This is a genomic window from Streptococcus oralis, from assembly GCF_003943415.1.
GTDB classification, from domain to species: Bacteria; Bacillota; Bacilli; order Lactobacillales; family Streptococcaceae; genus Streptococcus; species Streptococcus oralis_BJ.
The window spans coordinates 40,835-59,394 of sequence record NZ_RJPK01000001.1 but is presented as its reverse complement, the minus strand read 5'-3'; the positions used below and the strand labels follow the sequence as shown (position 1 = coordinate 59,394).

General features: G+C 41.4%; 17 protein-coding genes. All 17 read right to left on the bottom strand.

Features of this window, described 5'->3' with window-relative positions:
• Window positions 1–292 precede the first annotated feature (292 nt).
• The 17 genes from D8801_RS00265 to ftsZ all read right to left on the bottom strand — a co-directional run bounded on the left by D8801_RS00265 (window position 293) and on the right by ftsZ (window position 18,544).
• Window positions 293–985: an alpha/beta hydrolase-fold protein gene (locus D8801_RS00265; RefSeq protein ID WP_125847022.1), complete on the bottom strand. Its 693-nt coding sequence runs from the start codon at window positions 983–985 to the stop codon at window positions 293–295.
• Complete coding sequence (locus D8801_RS00260; RefSeq protein WP_125847020.1) at window positions 966–1,976, bottom strand: ABC transporter substrate-binding protein; 1,011 nt, start codon at window positions 1,974–1,976, stop codon at window positions 966–968. Before D8801_RS00260 ends, D8801_RS00265 begins: the two co-directional genes overlap by 20 nt.
• A 19-nt stretch (window positions 1,977–1,995) precedes the next feature.
• A complete protein-coding gene (locus D8801_RS00255; RefSeq protein ID WP_000364120.1) occupies window positions 1,996–2,751 on the bottom strand; it encodes an ABC transporter ATP-binding protein in 756 nt (251 codons plus the stop codon).
• 1 nt (window position 2,752) lies between these two features.
• Window positions 2,753–3,799 carry a FecCD family ABC transporter permease gene (locus D8801_RS00250; RefSeq protein ID WP_125847018.1) on the bottom strand — a complete coding sequence of 349 codons (1,047 nt, stop codon included), beginning with the start codon at window positions 3,797–3,799 and terminating at the stop codon, window positions 2,753–2,755.
• A 233-nt stretch (window positions 3,800–4,032) separates the two neighbouring features.
• Window positions 4,033–4,644, bottom strand: coding sequence for a CadD family cadmium resistance transporter (locus D8801_RS00245; RefSeq protein ID WP_000531728.1), 612 nt, complete (start codon window positions 4,642–4,644; stop codon window positions 4,033–4,035).
• 908 nt (window positions 4,645–5,552) lie between these two features.
• Entirely contained in the window at window positions 5,553–5,822 is a 270-nt protein-coding gene (gene rpsO, locus D8801_RS00240) for a 30S ribosomal protein S15 (protein WP_001018251.1), read from the bottom strand.
• 144 nt (window positions 5,823–5,966) lie between these two features.
• Window positions 5,967–8,672 carry an FtsX-like permease family protein gene (locus D8801_RS00235; RefSeq protein ID WP_185758484.1) on the bottom strand — a complete coding sequence of 902 codons (2,706 nt, stop codon included), beginning with the start codon at window positions 8,670–8,672 and terminating at the stop codon, window positions 5,967–5,969.
• On the bottom strand, window positions 8,668–9,369 hold the full coding sequence (locus tag D8801_RS00230) for an ABC transporter ATP-binding protein (RefSeq protein WP_125847014.1): 702 nt from the start codon (window positions 9,367–9,369) through the stop codon (window positions 8,668–8,670). Before D8801_RS00230 ends, D8801_RS00235 begins: the two co-directional genes overlap by 5 nt.
• Before the next feature lie 123 nt (window positions 9,370–9,492).
• Window positions 9,493–10,185, bottom strand: a complete 693-nt coding sequence (locus tag D8801_RS00225; protein WP_045498451.1) for a phosphoglycerate mutase — start codon at window positions 10,183–10,185, stop codon at window positions 9,493–9,495.
• A gap of 189 nt (window positions 10,186–10,374) precedes the next feature.
• A complete protein-coding gene (locus D8801_RS00220) occupies window positions 10,375–10,755 on the bottom strand; it encodes a hypothetical protein (protein ID WP_125847012.1) in 381 nt (126 codons plus the stop codon).
• 326 nt (window positions 10,756–11,081) lie between these two features.
• Entirely contained in the window at window positions 11,082–13,874 is a 2,793-nt protein-coding gene (gene ileS / locus D8801_RS00215; RefSeq protein WP_125847010.1) for an isoleucine--tRNA ligase, read from the bottom strand.
• A 254-nt stretch (window positions 13,875–14,128) separates the two neighbouring features.
• Entirely contained in the window at window positions 14,129–15,013 is an 885-nt protein-coding gene (locus D8801_RS00210; RefSeq protein WP_125847007.1) for a DivIVA domain-containing protein, read from the bottom strand.
• 8 nt (window positions 15,014–15,021) lie between these two features.
• Window positions 15,022–15,813: a YlmH family RNA-binding protein gene (locus D8801_RS00205; protein WP_125424591.1), complete on the bottom strand. Its 792-nt coding sequence runs from the start codon at window positions 15,811–15,813 to the stop codon at window positions 15,022–15,024.
• Window positions 15,810–16,070: a YggT family protein gene (locus D8801_RS00200; RefSeq protein WP_125424590.1), complete on the bottom strand. Its 261-nt coding sequence runs from the start codon at window positions 16,068–16,070 to the stop codon at window positions 15,810–15,812. Before D8801_RS00200 ends, D8801_RS00205 begins: the two co-directional genes overlap by 4 nt.
• Window positions 16,070–16,603, bottom strand: a complete 534-nt coding sequence (locus D8801_RS00195; RefSeq protein ID WP_000053360.1) for a cell division protein SepF — start codon at window positions 16,601–16,603, stop codon at window positions 16,070–16,072. The genes D8801_RS00200 and D8801_RS00195 overlap by 1 nt, the downstream gene beginning before the upstream one ends.
• 9 nt (window positions 16,604–16,612) lie before the next feature.
• Window positions 16,613–17,284, bottom strand: a complete 672-nt coding sequence (locus D8801_RS00190) for a YggS family pyridoxal phosphate-dependent enzyme (protein ID WP_125424589.1) — start codon at window positions 17,282–17,284, stop codon at window positions 16,613–16,615.
• A 3-nt stretch (window positions 17,285–17,287) separates the two neighbouring features.
• Window positions 17,288–18,544, bottom strand: coding sequence for a cell division protein FtsZ (gene ftsZ, locus D8801_RS00185; protein ID WP_084976373.1), 1,257 nt, complete (start codon window positions 18,542–18,544; stop codon window positions 17,288–17,290).
• Window positions 18,545–18,560: the final 16 nt, after the last annotated feature.

Here is an 18,560-nt window from a genome sequence, read left to right as displayed (position 1 = left end):
CTAGTGTTAGTAATATAAAAATGACTGAGATTAAAGTGGGTAATTTTCTACAAATATCTATCATTTCATCAATCCTATGATATTCTTAATAAATCTCGTCTGCTCCTTTACAATGACAATCCAGTCACTTTTCATTATAGAACATGTATTTTTCTGCATTCAAAGAAACTCTAAAATCATAAAAACGCATAATATAAGAAATTCAAAGAGTTCAATATTATGCGTTTTATTATAGAAAGTTTTACTGGATTTTCTCCTCAAATTTAATTTTTGCCTTGTCTCTTCTCTTACTTTATTCAATCTCCCATTTCTTTGCCAACCAGTTAGAAAAAGCCACAAATCGCTCAGCCACTTGTTCATGATGCCCATAAGGATCAAAGACAAACTGACCAGTCGGATATCGCTTCTGAAGACTGGTATGAATCCGCTCAGCATAGACTGGTGCTTGAGCCAAGCGATTGGTATGATGCGCTCCTTCTGTTTGACCATTTAGTATATACAGCAAGCAGTCCAGATTCTTCAACTTTTGTTCCTTGCAGTAAGCCACAAAATCAGGATACCAAAAGGAACCGCAAATAGAGAAGACACAGGAAACCTTGTCAAATCCGAAAAGACTGTAGACTGCCGCCAAACCTCCCAGTGAATACCCTCCATAGGCAAGACGATCTTTGTCCAGGCGATAAAGCGACTGCAACTTGTCTAAAAGACCTCCAAATAATTGACCATGATAGGCAGTTGCCTGACCACCAAAATCTTGAGTCCCCTCTCTCAGAGCAGATGCCTTCCAGGGAGTGTAGTCGTCTAGGCGATTTTTAGAGGACAAGCCCACTAAAATCACAGATTCAGAAAGGGAAGATAGGAAATCCAAGTCTCCATCATTCAAGAGAATCGCTGGATAGGTTTGATTGGGATCATAGATCGAAGGAAGGCTGACCTTAACTTGGATCCCTTGCCAATCAAACTCATTATTTATTGATAAAGTCATTGATTTTCTCAAGGGAATCAATCACTGCTGGACCATAGTCCATCAACTCATCGTAAGAGATAGTCATGATTTTTTGATTCTTAATAGCAGGAACATTTTCCAAAACAGCATTTTTCTTCATCAACTCTACTGCGTTGGCATCCAATTTTTTATTGCGGTCGCTGGTTACATAGATAATCAATTCAGGATCCATTGACACGAGATTTTCCAAGGTCAAGCCTGATGTTCCCGTTGCGACGTTGGTATAACCAAGTTGATTTAGCAAGCTCTCTTGCAAAGCAGACTTGTAAGCACCGAAGGTTTCGTCATTATAAGCAACCATAATCAAAGCCTTTTTCTTTTCGCCTTGACTTGCTGGGTTTGCTTTCTTAACAGCCTCAATTTTAGCTTGTAACTGGGCTGCGTATTCATTGGCCTTGTCCTGCACATTAAAAATCATTCCAAGATTTTTGACATCTTCTACAATATTCCCCAAATCTTGCTGAATCGTTGATAGAGAGGCTTTTTGTGTATAGACTGGGATTTTGTTTTCATTCCAAGTGCTAACTGTTCCCAAGGATTTTTCAGAAAACATCATGTTTCGACCCATCACAGCGTCTGGCTCATAAGAAAGGACTGTCTCTTGAGAGACTGTTTTTTTATCGCCAATTTGAGGAATCGTCGCAATCGCGTCCTTGTATTTACCTGTTACAGCATTGTCCGGGTTGAGCATGCCAGCAATTTTATCCTTCAAGCCTAGCTCCAATAAGATTTCAGTGGTTGAAAGATTGTTGGTGATAACCTTTTCAGGTGCCTTGTCAAAGACTTGTTCGACTTCATTTCCCTTAGCATCATAGGTTTTGATCGTGAGTGGATAAGTCGTTTCTGCGCTTGCCTTTTGACTTGTTTCTGTGCTAGACTGTGTGGTTGCTTTTTCTGTAGTAGTATTGCCACAAGCTGCCATCGTTAATGTTGCTACTGTTACGAGTAAAATACTGAGTGTTTTTTTCATTTTGATTTCCTTTTCATTCTTATAAATAGTGAATCATAGCTTGCTGATCCTCGGTCCAAGTCACCTGACTTTGAACTCCGTATACAGTTTGCAATGACTCAGGGGTGATGGTCTCCTTTGGAGTCCCTTGGTAAAGGATTTCCCCCTCTTTCATCAGATAGAGATAATCCGAATAGCGACAAGCAAGTTGAATATCATGTAGGACAGCTAAAACATTGACCTTGAGATTCTTCACAATGGCCAACAAGTCTAGCTGGTACTTGATATCCAGGTGATTGGTTGGTTCGTCCAGAAGCAAGAGAGTCGGTTCTTGCGCCAAGGCACGGGCTAATAAGACTCGCTGTTTCTCTCCCCCCGACAGAGACGAATAGAGACGAGTTTTCTTCTCGAGCATATCTACCTTGACGAGAGCATCTTGAACGAGGGCATAATCCCTTTCCTTTTCCTTCTGTAAAAAAGAGAGGTGGGGAGTTCTTCCCAGCAAGACGATTTCCTCAACTGTACAATCAAACTGCAATTGATTAAACTGGGTGACAACTGCCATTTGCTTAGCTGTTTCTTTGAGTGACCAATGCTCCAGTGGCTTTCCATCTAGGCTTATCAAGCCTTTGTCCGCCTTTTCCTGACGATAGAGGAGTTTAAGCAGGCTGGTTTTTCCACTTCCATTTGGTCCTAGTATCGTGTGAAATTGATGCCCCTCAACCTTAAGAGAAACTCCTTTTAAGATTTTTTTCTCTCCTAGTCCAAAGTGGACATCCTGACAAATCAAGTCCATATCAGGTCCTCACCTCCCTTCGCCTACCTCCAACAATGTAGATAAAGAAGGGAGCACCTACTAAGGCTGTGAAAATACCAATTGGAAGCTCTGCGTTTGGAATGATGATACGAGAGAGTACATCTGCCCAGATGACAAAGAGGGCACCAAGTATGGTCGCAACGGGAAAAAGTCTCCTGTAATTCGTTCCTACTAACCCTCGAGCTAAGTGAGGAGTAATGAGACCGACAAATCCAATAATCCCACAAGTAGCCACTAAGACAGCTGTCAGCACAGCCACCACGGTCACGTAAAGATACCAATAGAAGCGTAAGGGAATCCCCAAAGTTAAAGCAGCCTCATCTCCCATCATCATCGCATTAAAAACACGATACTGAGTAGCGAAAAATAGAAAGGCTATTCCTACTACTATAGTTGGCAGGACTAAGTCAGACCAAGTAGTCCCTGCAAGCGAACCCATGGTCCAAAACTTTATGGTCATCACACTATCTGCATTAGCGCCAACTGAGATAATAAAGTTGGAAAAGGCTAGAAAGAGAGCATTGACCACCGTTCCTGATAAGATCAGACTAGAAGTCGTCATCCTGCCCTGCATAGAGGCAATGATGAGGACAGCGATTGTTGCCAAAATAGCTCCAAGGAAAGCTCCAAGGCTAATCACCAATTTTAAACCAAGAATGATGCTCAAAGTTGCCCCTAGAGTTGCACCCGCAGAAATTCCTAAGACATAGGGCTCTGCGATGGGATTGTTCACTGTAGACTGCATCACGCTACCACACATAGAAAGACCAGCCCCTACTATCAGACCTAACAGTACTCGGGGGAATCTCATGTTCCATACAATGGCAAGAGTAGACTTGGAAACCTCTCCTATCTCAAGAGGAAACCCCAATCTGCTCAAAATAATTCGATAGGTATCTCCTAGATCAATCGCAACGGATCCCATTGAAACTGCTAGAAAGAGAGAAATCCCTAAAATACCTAGCAAAATAACTAAAAGTAACACAAATTGCTGGTCTTGTCGGCTTCCAGAAAATTTGGAAAGCATGCAAACCTCCTTTGATAGAATCTTAAAAATTTAGAAAATTCTCATGAAAAGTATACCATATTTTCAACAATGGAACAAGATGAGAAAAATAAATATAGTTGGTCTTACAGTGCTAATAATCGTAACCGAAGATTATACTTGGGTATATCGAGGTAAAGTGACAACATAAAAAGCCCTCTAAAATTAGAGAGCTGATTTGAGCCCGGGCTAAAATCCTAGTGAAACAAAAAAATCTACACAATCAGAAAAGTCTCTATCGTGCCATTTTCATACATGATGTATAGTCCAAGTAGAATGAATACTATGGGCACAATGATTCGCTCGTATTTTTCAATTGTCTCGAATATTAACGGAATAGAGGATAACATCCGACTAATCTCGCAAAAGATAATTATGCCGATTACAAACACAAGCAACGCCACGAGGGTCTGTGACCAATCTAACGAAGCAAAATAAGGTATATAGATACCTAAATTATCTCCGCCAGACGCAATTGTCAGCAATGTAACTGTCCAAAACAGTTGATTTGCCTTGCTTTGTTCTAATCTTTCAATAATTTCTTCCTCTTCTTCCTCACCTTCTCCAACAATTGCAAAGCGAATCCCTAAATAGATAGGGATTAAACCAAGCAATCCAACCATCCATTCTTCAGGCACGAAATTAACGACATAAGCAGCAACTAAACTCGCCCCTACAAGTAAGCCTGTGCCTAGATATTGCCCCGCATAAATATGCCATTTCTGTTTATTCTGTGATAGCTGTGCAAATAAAATAATTAAAATAATTAAATAATCGATACTGGTGGAAATATAAACACCAATAGCAGATATGATTGTCTGTCCCATAAAAACCTCCTGTATTAGTCAGTAATAAATCAGCAGATTTTAGGAGAGCACAGACACATTAATTTAGCTATCGCTAGTGGGTAATGTCGAACGTAGGAAAGCATTTTACTCCTCCTCAAAACGTAGTTACAAAGTAATTTCTAACTGAAATTCGGTGACTACTTCCATGTAAAGTATAACATACTATACTTTACTTCGTAAAGTGTGGGCTCTCCGAGGGGGCTTGCAGACAGCTACTCGACTTTTCAAGCCGAGTAGCTGCGCACCTTTATGGTGTAATTAGCTGATAACATTTGAGGTTTTTGTAGTCACTCAGCAGATAGTGGGAATTTTCCGTCTTGTTTTTGTAGTCTCCAAAATTGTGACCGATAAAACCTCAATAAAAAAGCCCTCTGAAATCTGAGAGCTTGATTTGAGCTCGGGCTATAATCCTAGTGAAAAAGATGAAACTCCTTGTGTTCATCGAACATTGTGTTGTTTCCCTATTTTCATACGGATTTTTGGCGCCTTTAGCATCATAATTCTTGCTGGATAAAACGTTTATAAACTAGGCGACAAGCCGAAGATTGTACAAAAATGTTCGTGAAACAAAAAATCTCCCCGAAGGGAGATCATTCTGGTTTATTTTACCTTACAGTGCTAGTAACCGTAACCGAAGATTATACTTGAGTATATCGAGGTAAAGTGACAAAAGTAAAAAAGCTACCCAATTTAGAGTAGCTTCATTATCAAGATATGCTCAATTGAACACGGCCTAAGCAAGCGGATAAAAACAAAAAGCCCTCTGAAATCAGAGAGCTTTATTCTTGCTGGATAAAACGTTTATAGACTAGGCGACAAGCCGAAGATTGTACTGATGGTATATCGAGGCGAAGGCAACGAAGTATAGAAACGTTTTAGACGCAAGATTAACGACGAAGTCCTAGAGAGTTGATTAACTCACGGTAACGGTTAACGTCGTTTTTACGCAAGTATGCAAGCAAGTTACGACGGCGACCGATTTTCTTCATCAATCCACGGTAAGTAGCGTGGTCTTTTTTGTGTTGTTTGATGTGTTCGTTAAGGTGGTTGATTTCCCAAGTAAGGACAGCAACTTGAACCTCTACTGAACCTGTATCACCTTCGTGACGTGCATATTGTGCGATGATTTCATTTTTTTTCTCTTTTGAGATTGCCATGATATTTCTCCTTTTTATTTGGCTTCATCCGAGTGACAGGTTGGCATGCCTGTAACCAAGAAGAAGTTATTTGTCTTTACGACAGTTCTTATTCTACCAAGAAGCAGAGATTTTGTCAACTGATTTACTGTTTAAAACCGTGAATTACTCTACTGATTTCAGGGCTTCGAGCATATCCACTTTTCTCAAGTGGTGATTGACAAGGAGACCTAGTAAGGCTAATATTACAGTCACTGCGACGATTGGAAGAGCATAGACTTCCCAGCTGACTTGTGGATAAAAGAGTATGGTGGTAGGAGAAATCATTTGGATCAAAAATTGATGTAAATAGTGCCCAGCTACCAAACCGAGAGCAATCCCCACAAGGGACAGCACCATAGTCTCACGGTAGATATAGAGGGTCACTTCTTTATTGTGGAAACCGAGAACCTTGATAGTGGAAAGTTCACGGATACGCTCTGCGACATTGATATTGGTGAGATTGTAAAGAATGACAATGGCTAGCAAGACGGAAACAAGTACAAGGATTGCCATGGTTTTATTGAGCGAACTAGCCACGGATTCAAAGAGATGGATGGCCGTCGCATTTTGGACGACCCCAGAAACAGCAGGTTTTTCCATGAAGGTAGCAGCTTCTTTCTCCGTATTGGAAGGTGTTGGATCTTTTAATTTTACTAGGTAGGTATTGTCTTTTGGACTGGTGCCGTAGACTTGTTCGTATGTCGCTCGGTTGAGATAAACAAAGTGTCCAACATAATTTTCAGAAATAGCCGCGACCCTGATTTCCTTCCCATCAAGCTCCAGCTTATCCCCAACCTTAACACCTGCTAGTTGGGCTAGTTTTTGACTCACGACCGCTCCATCAGTGATCTCCACCTCTTGCCCATTTTCCTCTAATGCGATAAAGGGCTTGAAGTCTTCTCTGCTTGTGACCATTATGGTAATGGTCTGAAGTCCTGCTTTTCCTTTAAAATCTTTTTCAATGGATTTAGAGTAAATCTTTTGATAAGCGTGGATCGATTCAGCTTGCAAGGCACTTTCTAAATCTGCTTTTTCTTGCTCCGTCGCACTGCTCTTTTCCGCTACAATCATCTGGTATTGCTGGATTTGTTCAAATTGACGCTCCACAACTCCTCCCACAGAAGACTGAATGCCAAGTCCTGCAAATAGGAGAGCAACCGAACCCGCAACTCCAAAAATGGTCATCAACATCCTTTGCTTATATCGGAAAATATTTCGCGCCGTAACCTTATGAGTAAAACTCAAACGACTCCAAATAAAGCTCAGACGCTCCAGCAAAATCTTTGATCCTTTAACGGGAGGTTTGGGAAGCAAAAGTTGAGCTGTTTCATCGTGTAATTCCCTCCGCGCCACCAGATAAGCGGGCAAGACACTGGATACCCAACTTAAGGCTAGGGCAAGGAGGCTATAAGACCAATAGAAATACTCGTGACTTTTCCCAACGACCATCCCAGCTGTTATAACATCCGAAATCACGCCTGCAAGGAGATAATGTCCAAGAAGCGTTCCTAAAATGGTTCCCACAGTTCCTGCAAGAAAACCATAGAGGACAAACTTGGCAACAATATCTTGATTTCGGTAACCTAGAGCCTTAAAAATACCGGCATTGGTACGCTCTTCATCCACAAAGCGAGTCATAGTTGTAAAGGTCACCATTGCAGCGACCATATAAAGTACCACGGGGAAGATATTCCCGACAGAACGAATGCTTGCTGAAGCGTTACTGTACATGAGATAGCCTTGACCACCTGGCATGGTTTGACGGTTGTAAACATGGTAAGTCGGCTCTGCCAGTTCATCAAGCTCTTTCTGACGCTGTTTTAGCTTCTCTTTTTCCTTAGTTAGATCACTCTCTGTCTGAGCCAGTTTTTCTTTTTTAGCCGTCAGTTCTTCCTTAGCTTTTGTCAATTGCTCCTTGGCTTGACTCTTTTGAGGCTCTGGCAAAGCGGTAGCTTGTTCTTCTTGCATTTTCAAGCGAATTTCAGCCTGCTCTAACTGACTCTTGCCATTTTGAAGGTTACCTTCTGCTGTTTGGAGCTGCTCTTTCCCATCTTCCAAGCTCTTTTGTCCATTTGATTTGATGCTGGTCAATCGTTTTTGACCATTATCAGCTAGCAAGTCTTGCAAGTCTTCCTGATGTTGGGTTCGTTTGGTCTTATAGTCTGATGAAAAAGCACCCAGATTTTTTAAATCATCATAGCGCACACGCGCAATGCTATAAACATCTGAGTCAAACTGACTGGGTAAAATCACTCCATAGCCAGCCAAGCTTCCATTTCCACTACTAGCTCCTCCCAAGTCTTCTTGAGAAAGCATCTCACCCGACTGAACAAATCCTGAAATGGTGAAAGTTTGGGATTTTAGGACGGACTTTTCTTCTTTCTTAGTAAAGGTAATGGTCTCTCCAATCTGATAGCGGTCTTTCCAGAAATCAGCCAAAGCAATTTCCCCATCAGCCTCTGGCAATCGCCCTTCTGTCACTTGAAAGGTTGAAATGCTCTCTGGTTTGGAATAAAGTCGAACCGCTTCTTCACTATTTTCAACGGTTAGGTCTACCATATAGCCAAACTCAACACTTGCTCCTTGAAGAGTCTTTAGTTCGTCCTGATCTTCTTTGTCCAAGCCATAATCAGCTATCACTGCCAGATCCAAGGTATTGGCTTTACGGAGATAATCTTCTGCCGTACGTTCCATATTTGGACTAGTCACTTTGAGTCCTACTAGAGCTAAAGAACCCAGCATCATCAAGGTCAGGATAGAAGCAAAGCGTCCCTTGGAAGCAGTCACCGACTGGAGCAAGTCTTTTCGGTATGTTTTTTTCATGCTAATACTCCAATATTTCGATATCCTGTGGACGCTCATTAATTGTTACGCTCTTAACCGTAGCATCACGCATGTGAATCACGCGATCTGCAATAGGAGCTAGCGCGCTATTGTGGGTCACGATAATCACTGTTGCTCCTTTTTGACGAGACATGTCTTGGAGAATTTTCAAGACTTGCTTCCCCGTCTGGTAATCCAAGGCACCTGTCGGTTCATCACAGAGGAGAATTTTAGGATTTTTGGCTACAGCACGTGCGATGGAGACTCGCTGTTGCTCTCCTCCAGAAAGCTGGGCTGGAAAGTTATTGAGCCGATGAGCCAGACCTACGTCTGTCAAGACCTGCTCAGGATCCAAGGCATCAGCTACAATTTCTGAGGCCAACTCTACGTTTTCCTTAGCTGTCAGATTGGAGACTAGATTGTAAAACTGAAAAACAAAGCCCACATCATCTCGACGATAGTTTGTTCGTTGGTGGGAATTGTAGTCAGCAATATTAGCACCATCAATCCAAATCTCTCCCTCATCATTGGTATCCATACCTCCTAGGAGATTGAGAACCGTTGACTTTCCAGCACCAGAAGCACCAAGGATAATAACCAGCTCCCCCTTTTCAATTTCAAAATTCACATCACGATTAGCCACAATCTCCGTATCCCCAACCTGGTAACGCTTGTAGCTGTGTTTCATTTCAATATAGGCCATCGTCCTTCCCTCTTTCTTACAATCAAGTCACTCTTTACTATCATTATAACGCTTTTTTAACTAGTTGAAAACTAGAAGCAAACACAAAAAAGCCTAGGAATTCCTAGGCTTTCTGTTTATAGATTATTTTCCAAGGTAGTATTCAGCAACTACGTTCAATTTTTCATCAAATTCGAATACCAATGGTGGGAAGTTAGGGATTTCCACGTCCATGATTTCGTCATCTGACAAGCGTTTGATGTGTTTTACAAGGGCACGGATTGAGTTACCGTGAGCTCCTACAAATACGTTTTTACCATCTTTAAGAGCTGGAGCGATTTTATCTTCCCAGAATGGAAGGGCACGTTCCAAAGTTACTTTCAAGTTTTCAGCATCTGGGATAACTGAGTCGTCAAGTGAAGCGTAACGACGGTCAGTGTGCGCTGAGTGCTCATCGTCACGGTCCATGTTTGGAGGCAATACATCGTATGAACGACGCCAGATGTGTACTTGCTCATCACCAAATTGTTCAGCAGCTTCAGCCTTGTTTTTACCAGTCAACCCACCGTAGTGACGTTCGTTCAAGCGCCATGATTTTTCAACTGGAACCCACAATTGGTCAGCAGCTTCAAGAGCCAAGTTTGTAGTTTTGATCGCACGTTTCAATACTGAAGTGTAAGCTTGGTCAAATTCGATACCAGCTTCTTTGATCAATTTACCAGCGTCAATCGCTTGTTGTGTTCCTTTTTCAGACAAATCAACATCAGCCCAACCAGTGAAAAGGTTAGCTTTGTTCCATTCAGACTCACCGTGGCGAGCAAAAACCAATTTTACCATTAGATGGATTCTCCTTTTATTTTTCGAGGTTTCCCCTCGTTTATCTATTCTATTTTACACAATTTTTCACAAAAAAGCTAGTCAAAATCAACTAAAAAGAGAAGAGCTTATCAGTCTTCTCTTTATCACACTATCATAATTGTTCTCGATAGACGATGAAATAGTCCCGTCCAAATAATTGGAAAACTACTACTCTTCAATTACAAATTTTTTCAATGTTCCAAAGTAAAGTGAACCACCAATAATGGTTAAAATTCCACCTACCCATCCCAAAAATGGAATCAAGCCGACCGCACCACCTACAATGAGCAAAACAGAAGGTGCATTCGTAACACGTTCATCATCTTTATAATAAACTATAGCCACAATTCCCAATACTAAAACAGCAATTTTAACCAATGACAAAATAATTGAGAGCCCTGTCAATGTCCCAACCGTTACATCTGCGTCTTCAGTTGCCGCAGCAGCTCCAATAGCCATGATAAACATGATGACTGGCCCTAAAAGCAATACAATTCCTGAAATAAGACCAAAAATAGCGTTTACACGAGCAAGTGTATTTGTTTTCATAATAATCTCCTTAAAATTTTTATAGGTATTATTCAATCATAATTTATCTAAAAATTAAACAGTCTTATAAAATTTTATAATAAATATTGATTTTCAAAAAATAATTTTAAGTTCTATAGTCTCTTTATAATTAGTGGAAATATAAAATTATGAGAAAACTGAATAGTTGATTATGTTAATTATCTACACGGACAGGCCAGGAAGAACTTCATTTGAGGAAATGGACTAGTAAATTTTCCCATGATAAAACGCATAATATCAAAGCACTTGAACTCTTGATATTACGCGTTTTTATGATTTTAGCGACCTTTCTCAGTCTATTCTGATTATTTCGCTTCAAATCCTTCTGCGACTGCATCCGCAAAGTTTTCTTCTACGATGCTTGCACAGTGGTCACAGATAACTGCATGGTAACTGCGTTCAGCAGTAGTTGGATCGATACGACGGCAACGGTCACAAACTTCACCTGCAGCGCGTTCAACTGTGAAGGCAACATCCTCAAAGCTAACTGCGCCTTCTGGAGCTGGTCCTTCTGCAATAGTCAAGTCTGACACGATCAAGAGTTGAGCTACATTACTATCCACCGCTCCAAGAAGAGTTTTCACGACTTCATTTGGATAAACTGTCAAGTGAGCTTCGAGTGATTTCCCGATAACTTTTGCATTACGAGCTTCTTCCAAGGCTTTTTGAGCTTGTCCACGGAAGTCCATGAAAGCTGCCCATGTATCCAAGATTTCTTCTTGGTTAGCAAAGGTTTGAGCTTCTGGTAATTCTGACAATTGAACGAAGTCTTCAGCTTCAAACTCAAGATATGACCAGATTTCTTCCGCAGTATGAGGAAGGATTGGTGTCAAGAGTTTGGTGATTTTAACAAGGATGTCATAGAAGACAGTCTGCATTTGACGGCGTTCGAGTGATTTTGCACCTTCGATGTAGACAACGTCTTTAGCAAAGTCAAGGTAGAAGGCTGACAAATCAACATTGATAAAGTTCACCAAGGCCTTGTAGATAGTCAAGAATTCGAAGTCAGCATAGGCTTCACGAATAGTCTTAACAAGCTGGTTAAAGCGGATAGTCATGTACTTATCAACAGAACGAAGCTCTGGGTACGCTACAGTATCCTCAACTGGGTTAAAGTCAGAAGTGTTGGCAATCAAGAAACGAAGAGTGTTACGAATCTTACGGTAGGTTTCAGAGACTTGGCTCAAGATATCCATAGAGATACGCACGTCGTTGCTTGAGTCAACACTTGTTACCCAGAGGCGCAAGATTTCCGCACCAAATTGTTTTTCTACATCGCTTGGAGCAATCGTATTTCCAAGGGATTTAGACATCTTCTCACCTTTACCATCAAGGGCAAAACCTTGTGATAAGATTTGTTTGTAAGGAGCCACGCCATGGTTGGCAACAGATGTGATAAGCGATGAGTTGAACCAACCACGGTATTGGTCAGAACCTTCCAGGTAAAGATCTGCTGGGTATTTGAGTTCTGGACGGTTGACCACCACTCCATTCCATGATGAACCTGAGTCAAACCAAACGTCCATGATGTCTGTTTCTTTCTTGAACTCGCCATTTGGTGAACCTGGATGGGTAAATCCTTCTGGCAAGAGGTCTTTGGCATCACGTTCCCACCAAATGATTGAACCGTGTTCCTCAAAGAGTCGAGCCACGTGCTCGATCGTTTCAGCAGTCATGATTGGTGTGCCGTCTTCTGCATAGAAGATAGGAAGTGGAACTCCCCAAGCACGTTGACGAGAGATAACCCAGTCGCCACGGTCACGAATCATATTGTAAAGACGCACTTTACCCCATTCTGAATGGAATTTCACTTTTTCAATTTCATCCAAGATTTCTTGGCGGAATTTTGATACAGAAGCAAACCATTGTGGCACTGCACGCCAGATGATTGGTTTCTTGGTACGCCAGTCAAATGGATAGGAGTGAGAGATTTCTTCTTGGGCAAGGAGAAGATTACCAAGTTTCTCGATAACAGTTGGTACCACCTTGTCGTAAAATTGACCTTCGAACTCAGCACCTGCATTTGCCATCATGATACCGCGTTCATTAACCGTTACAGCAACTTCAAGACCGTTGGCAACACCGACATTGTAGTCATCCTCACCAAAACCAGGGGCTGTATGGACGATACCAGTACCAGAGTCTGTTGTAACGTGGTCACCAAGGATCACCAGTTCATCTACTGCTGTATCCCATGGGTGAACTGTCACGATGTGGTTCAATTCTTGACCACGATAAGTCGCCAAAACTTGAACATCAGCCCAGCCAAACTTTTCAGACAAACTATTCAACAATTCTGAAGCAACTACAAACTTACGAGCTTCGCCAGCTGGTTGTACCAATACATAATCAATATCCGCTCCAACTGTCAAACCACGAGAAGCTGTGATGGTAAATGGAGTTGTTGTCCAAACAACAATATAAGTATCAGTGTCTAGAACACCTTTGCCATCTTTAACCTTATTAGCATAGTAAAGAGAAGTTGAAACCAAGTCATGGTATTCAATTTCCGCTTCTGCAAGGGCTGACTCAGATGACCATGACCAGTAAACTGGCTTGGCACCACGGTAGATATAGCCTTTTTTAGCCATTTCACCAAAGACACGGATTTGAGCCGCTTCATAGTCTGGAGTCAAGGTCACATAAGGATTTTCCCAGTCACCAGAAACACCTAAACGTTTAAAGTCTTCGCGTTGCTTATCTACTTGAGAAAGAGCATAGTCACGGCAAAGTTTCAAGTACTCAACCAAGTCCATTTCTTTACGTTTGACACCTTGTTTCGCCAAAACTTGCTCGATTGGCAGACCATGTGTATCCCAACCTGGAATATAAGGCGCATAAAAACCTGACATAGACTTAGAACGAACAATAATATCTTTAGAAATCTTGTTCATAGCGTGTCCAACGTGGATATTTCCGTTTGCATAAGGAGGTCCATCATGCAAGGTGAAATGCGGTTTTCCCTGGTTCAATTCTTGACGGCGTTGGTAAAGTTTTGCATCTTCCCATTCCTTTTGCCAGATTGGTTCTTTAGTAGGAAGTCCAGCACGCATTGGAAATTCAGTTTTTCCAAGATTTAGGGTATCTTTGAGTTTCATTATATCTCCTTTATTATATAGACAAATTAAAAACCACGAATCGCTAAAAAGGACGAAAATCGTGGTACCACCTTTGTTCGGAAAAAGACTTTGTCTTTTCCCCTCTTGTCCCGTAACGTGGGAAACGTCCAGCCTTACTAATTTCAGACTGGATTGCTTGAGAGGATAATCTCACCACTAGGGATTGCAGGACTCACACCGTCTCCTACTCGCTGGAAATATAGTTGGTTAGATCTTGTTCTCACATTTATTTCTTATAATATTGTAACGGATTCTTGTTGTGCTTCATGTCTAGTAGTTGAAGAAGCAGTTCCAGTTGCTGATGGCGATACTGAGAAATACTCTGTCACGATTTCTGAATCCTCATGTTGTGGCTCAACTGAATGAGACTGTATCTCTTCTACAAGCGTATCGATGTCTAACACAGGATTTTCCGCTTGACTGTTAGCCTGCTGAGCTTCAAACTCAGCTAATTCTTTGTTACCTGCTTCGATGCGGGCTTGTAACTCAGCCATTTCTTCAGGTGAAAATTGGCGAGTCACATCAATCGGCTCTTCTTCTGGTTGCGAAGGAACAGCTTCTCCCAAGACCTCTCCTACAACTTCCTTAAAGGCTTCATCACTTGTTTGGAGATAAGTCGCAGTCGGACGAAGAATGTCTTCCCAATCTGAAGATTCGACAATTGCCAACTGGCTCTCAATCGTAGATTTGAGACGTTGATGAAATACACGGCTTTTGTTTTTCAATTCCTCTGTCTCAACAGCTACTTTCTTAGCATTATCTGTTGCCAGACGTAGGATTTCATTAGCCTTGTACTTTGCCTCTTCAAGGAGGCGCTGGGCATCTTGCTCAGCCTGTTGAATAATATTGTTTGAGCGCTCTTGAGCAGCTTGCTTTACACGTTCAGCCGTATCTTGAGCAATCAAAACAGACTGGCTCAACGAATCCTTCATCTCATCAAAGTAAGACAAGCGCTCTTCTAAACTTCTAATGTGTCTTTCCATTTCGTGATTATTGCGAACTAAGTCCTCGTAATCACGAACAACAATATCAAGAAATTCATCTACTTCTTCTGGATCAAACCCTCTGAATTTCGTAGAAAAGGTTTTATCTTTAATTTCTAATGATGTAATTGGCATACTTTTCCTCACTTACTTAATAATAATTGGATAGTCAGTTTTATCTTATCCCTTTTAGTTTGCCCATTTTCTTTGACAATCTTCAGACGACCAAACTTTCTCACACTAATCAAATCCCCTACAGCTACTAGATAATCTAATTTTTCAATGGGGTGGTAGTTTACCTGAACAGATTTTTTCTCTATGAGTTGACTAGCCTGCTTTCTGGATAATTTCAAGGCACTTGATAAGAGGGCATCCAAACGAAAACTGGAAATCAAAATCTCTTGTTCTTGATAATTGATCTCAGATATGATTTTATCGGTGAAAGGACATTCCTCCAGCGACACAGGTAGTCTGGCAATCTGTTGTATCCCGTCCTGAAACAGAGGGATAAAATCACGATTGACAAAAATCTGTGCTCTCTTTTCATCTACCAAGATATCACCAAAGAGCTTACGATCAATTCCTAGTTGATTGATGATTGTCCCCAAAATCTTTGCATGTGTTAGCTGTTCAAATCTACTTGGATAACGGATTTCTAGCAATGCCATTTCAAAATCTGACAGTGTCGGACTGAAATAGTCTGGATATAGAAGGACACGGACAAATTCCGTATGGATATATTCTCCGCTACTCACACAGCCCAGTCCATAGGTCCCAGCCAAAACTTTCAATATATGTTCCTGATGCGGGTTGACAAAAGCAGTGAGGACAGGAGTATAAGTATCTTCCACCCGCTTGATCCACTCTAATCCCTTATCAATAAAGGGAGCATCATCAAGTGAAAAGTGCTGGTAAATCGCTTTAGTTGTCATCATATTATCAACAAGAAACGAATCAAGCTGTCACCCAAAAAACGGACGATTAAGATCGCCAGCCAAATGGATAAATCCAAACCTCCAAATTGTAAAGGTAAACGGCGAAGTGGATCAACAATCGGTCTAATCAGTTTTTCCAGTAAACGTTCTAGTGAACTACCGTAAGAATTTGGAAACCAAGAGAGGAGTGCATAGATTAACAAAAGCAGGGAATAGATATTCACTGCATTTTGGATCAGACGAATTAGAAAAATCATTATTTCGCTCTACTTCGTTTAATATCAAAACCAAATTCTGCACTTTGAGAATCATCAGGCAACTTGATATCTTCAATATTCACAACCACATTGACTGGTGTCAACAAATACATTGTACTCGCAACTTTTTTCAGATTACCTGCCAAAACATGACGGGCACCGTCCAGATAGTCTAGACAACGACGAGCCTGAACCTCTGTCATGTACTGGAAGTCAATCAAGATACTTTCATTTCCAGCCAATAAATCCACAATCTCTGTTGCATCCTCATATTTTCTAGGATAACGAACATCAATCGTTACTTTTTCATCTGTACGATGACTTTGCATAGCCAATTCTTGTTGACGAGCATGTAAGCGAGTGATGTTGGCATCTTTTGAAGTGGTTGATTGAAACTGCGCTGGCAGTTCTTTAGAAGCTGAACTCGATGAAGCAATCATCTGCTCATCCTGAGGTTGATAAGTCGCAGTTGTTTCTTCCCCATCTTCTGTAAAATAATCTATAAATTTATCAAATCTATCTTTTAAAGACATAGATCTCTCCTATTTAAAAAATGCTGTGCCAATTCGAACAAAGGTCGAACCAAATTGAATCGCTTCCTTATAGTCACGACTCATGCCCATGCTTAACTCTGTCATCGGCATATTAGGAATTTGTTTTTCCCTAATTTCTGCTTGCAGTTCCTGAGTTTTCTTGAAAATTTGTTTCAATTCATCAGAATCTGCCTCAAAAGGAGCCATGGTCATCAAACCAACATACTCAATCTGATCTAGCTGAGCCAAGTTCGGCAAAAGTTCTAGTAATTCTTCTTTTGAAAAACCGTGCTTGCTTTCTTCTCCTGAAATATTGACCTGTAGGAAACACTTGATAACATGATCTGTTCTCTTTTGAATCTCCTGTGCCAATTTAAAGGAATCTAAAGCATGAAAGTAATCCACAAAAGGGATTACTTCTTTGACCTTCCGTCTTTGTAGCGTTCCAATCAAATGCCAAGTGACAGGGAATTCTTTTAACGTCTGATATTTTTCTAAAAATTTATCAACACGATTTTCACCAATATGATGAACACCCAGGGGAAGCAGGGCTTCCGCTGTTTTTACGTCCACATATTTTGTCACTGCAATAATTGAAACAGAAGCTGGATCACGATTGGCTTCTCGGCTAGCTTCAGCGACCTGCTGAAAAACGAACTCTGTATTTTTTTTCAAATCCATTGATTAACGATTCTTGAAGAATGGAGGTGTGTCCAACTCATCTTCGTCCTGATAAGTCGGTGCTTCGAAACGTTCTACAGGTGATACGACTGAATCAGTTTGACGAACGATTGATTCACGGCGCAAGTCCCAATCACCAAAAGCAGAAGATTGACTTGTTTCAAAGCGTCGTTGGCTTTGTTTTGGTAATTCTGCTGTATCTTCTAGGTCAAAATGACGATCAAAATTTTGAGGGTGCGGTTGTCTTGAAGCTTCACGACGAGCCGCTTGTTTTACTGAAGAACCAACAACTTTTTCTACACGTTCTTGACGAACACCAGTCGCTACAACTGTTACACGAATTTCATCTTTCATGCTTTCGTCAATAGAAGTTCCAAGCCAGATATTCACTCCTTGACCTGCTGCTTGATTGACGATTTCAGAAGCCTCTTCTGCTTCAATCAAGGTCAAGTCAAGACCACCAGTAACGTTGACAATGACATCTTCAGCACCGTCAATGGTTGTTTCAAGAAGTGGTGAGTAAATCGCTTTACGAGCCGCTTCAACGACACGCTCTTCTCCACTGCCAATACCGATACCCATAAGGGCATTCCCTTTGTTTGCCATAACCGTTTTCACGTCAGCAAAGTCAAGGTTGATCAATCCAGGGTTGGTAATCAAGTCTGTAATCCCTTGAACACCTTGGCGAAGGACGTTATCTGCTTCACTAAGAGCTTCAAGAAGCGGTGTCTTCTTGTCAACAATTTCAAGCAAGTTGTTGTTTGAAATGATCAATAGGGTATCTACATGTTCGCGAAGTTCGTTGATTCCTTCTACAGCGTACTGACCACGTTTGCTTCCTTCAAAGCCAAAAGGACGTGTCACAACACCAACTGTAAGGGCACCTAAATCTTTAGCAATACGTGCAATAACAGGGGCAGCTCCTGTACCAGATCCACCACCCATACCAGCAGTGATAAAGACCATGTCTGCCCCGCTAATCGCTGCTGTCAATGCTTCTTCGCTTTCTTCAGCAGCCTTACGACCAACCTCAGGTCGACCTCCAGCACCCAAGCCACGAGTCAACTTTGGTCCGAGTTGGATAACTGTTTCAGCTTTTGTACTGCTTAAGGCTTGTACATCTGTGTTCGCTGCAATGAATTCTACGCCTGAAACACCTTCGTCGATCATGCGGTTAATAGCATTACCACCGCCTCCACCGACACCAATTACTTTAATAACTGCACCTTGAGCAGCTGCTGTATCAAATGAAAATGTCATAATTTCTTTTCCTCTT

Excerpts from the sequence above, each read along its gene's own strand:
- D8801_RS00260 (WP_125847020.1), bottom strand. The coding sequence starts at position 1,976 with ATGAAAAAAACACTCAGTATTTTACTCGTAACAGTAGCAACATTAACG.
- D8801_RS00250 (WP_125847018.1), bottom strand. The coding sequence starts at position 3,799 with ATGCTTTCCAAATTTTCTGGAAGCCGACAAGACCAGCAATTTGTGTTA.
- D8801_RS00210 (WP_125847007.1), bottom strand. The coding sequence starts at position 15,013 with ATGCCAATTACATCATTAGAAATTAAAGATAAAACCTTTTCTACGAAA.
- D8801_RS00255 (WP_000364120.1), bottom strand. The coding sequence starts at position 2,751 with ATGGACTTGATTTGTCAGGATGTCCACTTTGGACTAGGAGAGAAAAAA.
- D8801_RS00245 (WP_000531728.1), bottom strand. The coding sequence starts at position 4,644 with ATGGGACAGACAATCATATCTGCTATTGGTGTTTATATTTCCACCAGT.
- D8801_RS00265 (WP_125847022.1), bottom strand. The coding sequence starts at position 985 with ATGACTTTATCAATAAATAATGAGTTTGATTGGCAAGGGATCCAAGTT.
- D8801_RS00230 (WP_125847014.1), bottom strand. The coding sequence starts at position 9,369 with ATGGCCTATATTGAAATGAAACACAGCTACAAGCGTTACCAGGTTGGG.
- rpsO (WP_001018251.1), bottom strand. The coding sequence starts at position 5,822 with ATGGCAATCTCAAAAGAGAAAAAAAATGAAATCATCGCACAATATGCA.
- ileS (WP_125847010.1), bottom strand. The coding sequence starts at position 13,874 with ATGAAACTCAAAGATACCCTAAATCTTGGAAAAACTGAATTTCCAATG.
- D8801_RS00190 (WP_125424589.1), bottom strand. The coding sequence starts at position 17,284 with ATGGATTTGAAAAAAAATACAGAGTTCGTTTTTCAGCAGGTCGCTGAA.
- D8801_RS00200 (WP_125424590.1), bottom strand. The coding sequence starts at position 16,070 with ATGATTTTTCTAATTCGTCTGATCCAAAATGCAGTGAATATCTATTCC.
- D8801_RS00225 (WP_045498451.1), bottom strand. The coding sequence starts at position 10,185 with ATGGTAAAATTGGTTTTTGCTCGCCACGGTGAGTCTGAATGGAACAAA.
- D8801_RS00205 (WP_125424591.1), bottom strand. The coding sequence starts at position 15,813 with ATGATGACAACTAAAGCGATTTACCAGCACTTTTCACTTGATGATGCT.
- ftsZ (WP_084976373.1), bottom strand. The coding sequence starts at position 18,544 with ATGACATTTTCATTTGATACAGCAGCTGCTCAAGGTGCAGTTATTAAA.
- D8801_RS00220 (WP_125847012.1), bottom strand. The coding sequence starts at position 10,755 with ATGAAAACAAATACACTTGCTCGTGTAAACGCTATTTTTGGTCTTATT.
- D8801_RS00195 (WP_000053360.1), bottom strand. The coding sequence starts at position 16,603 with ATGTCTTTAAAAGATAGATTTGATAAATTTATAGATTATTTTACAGAA.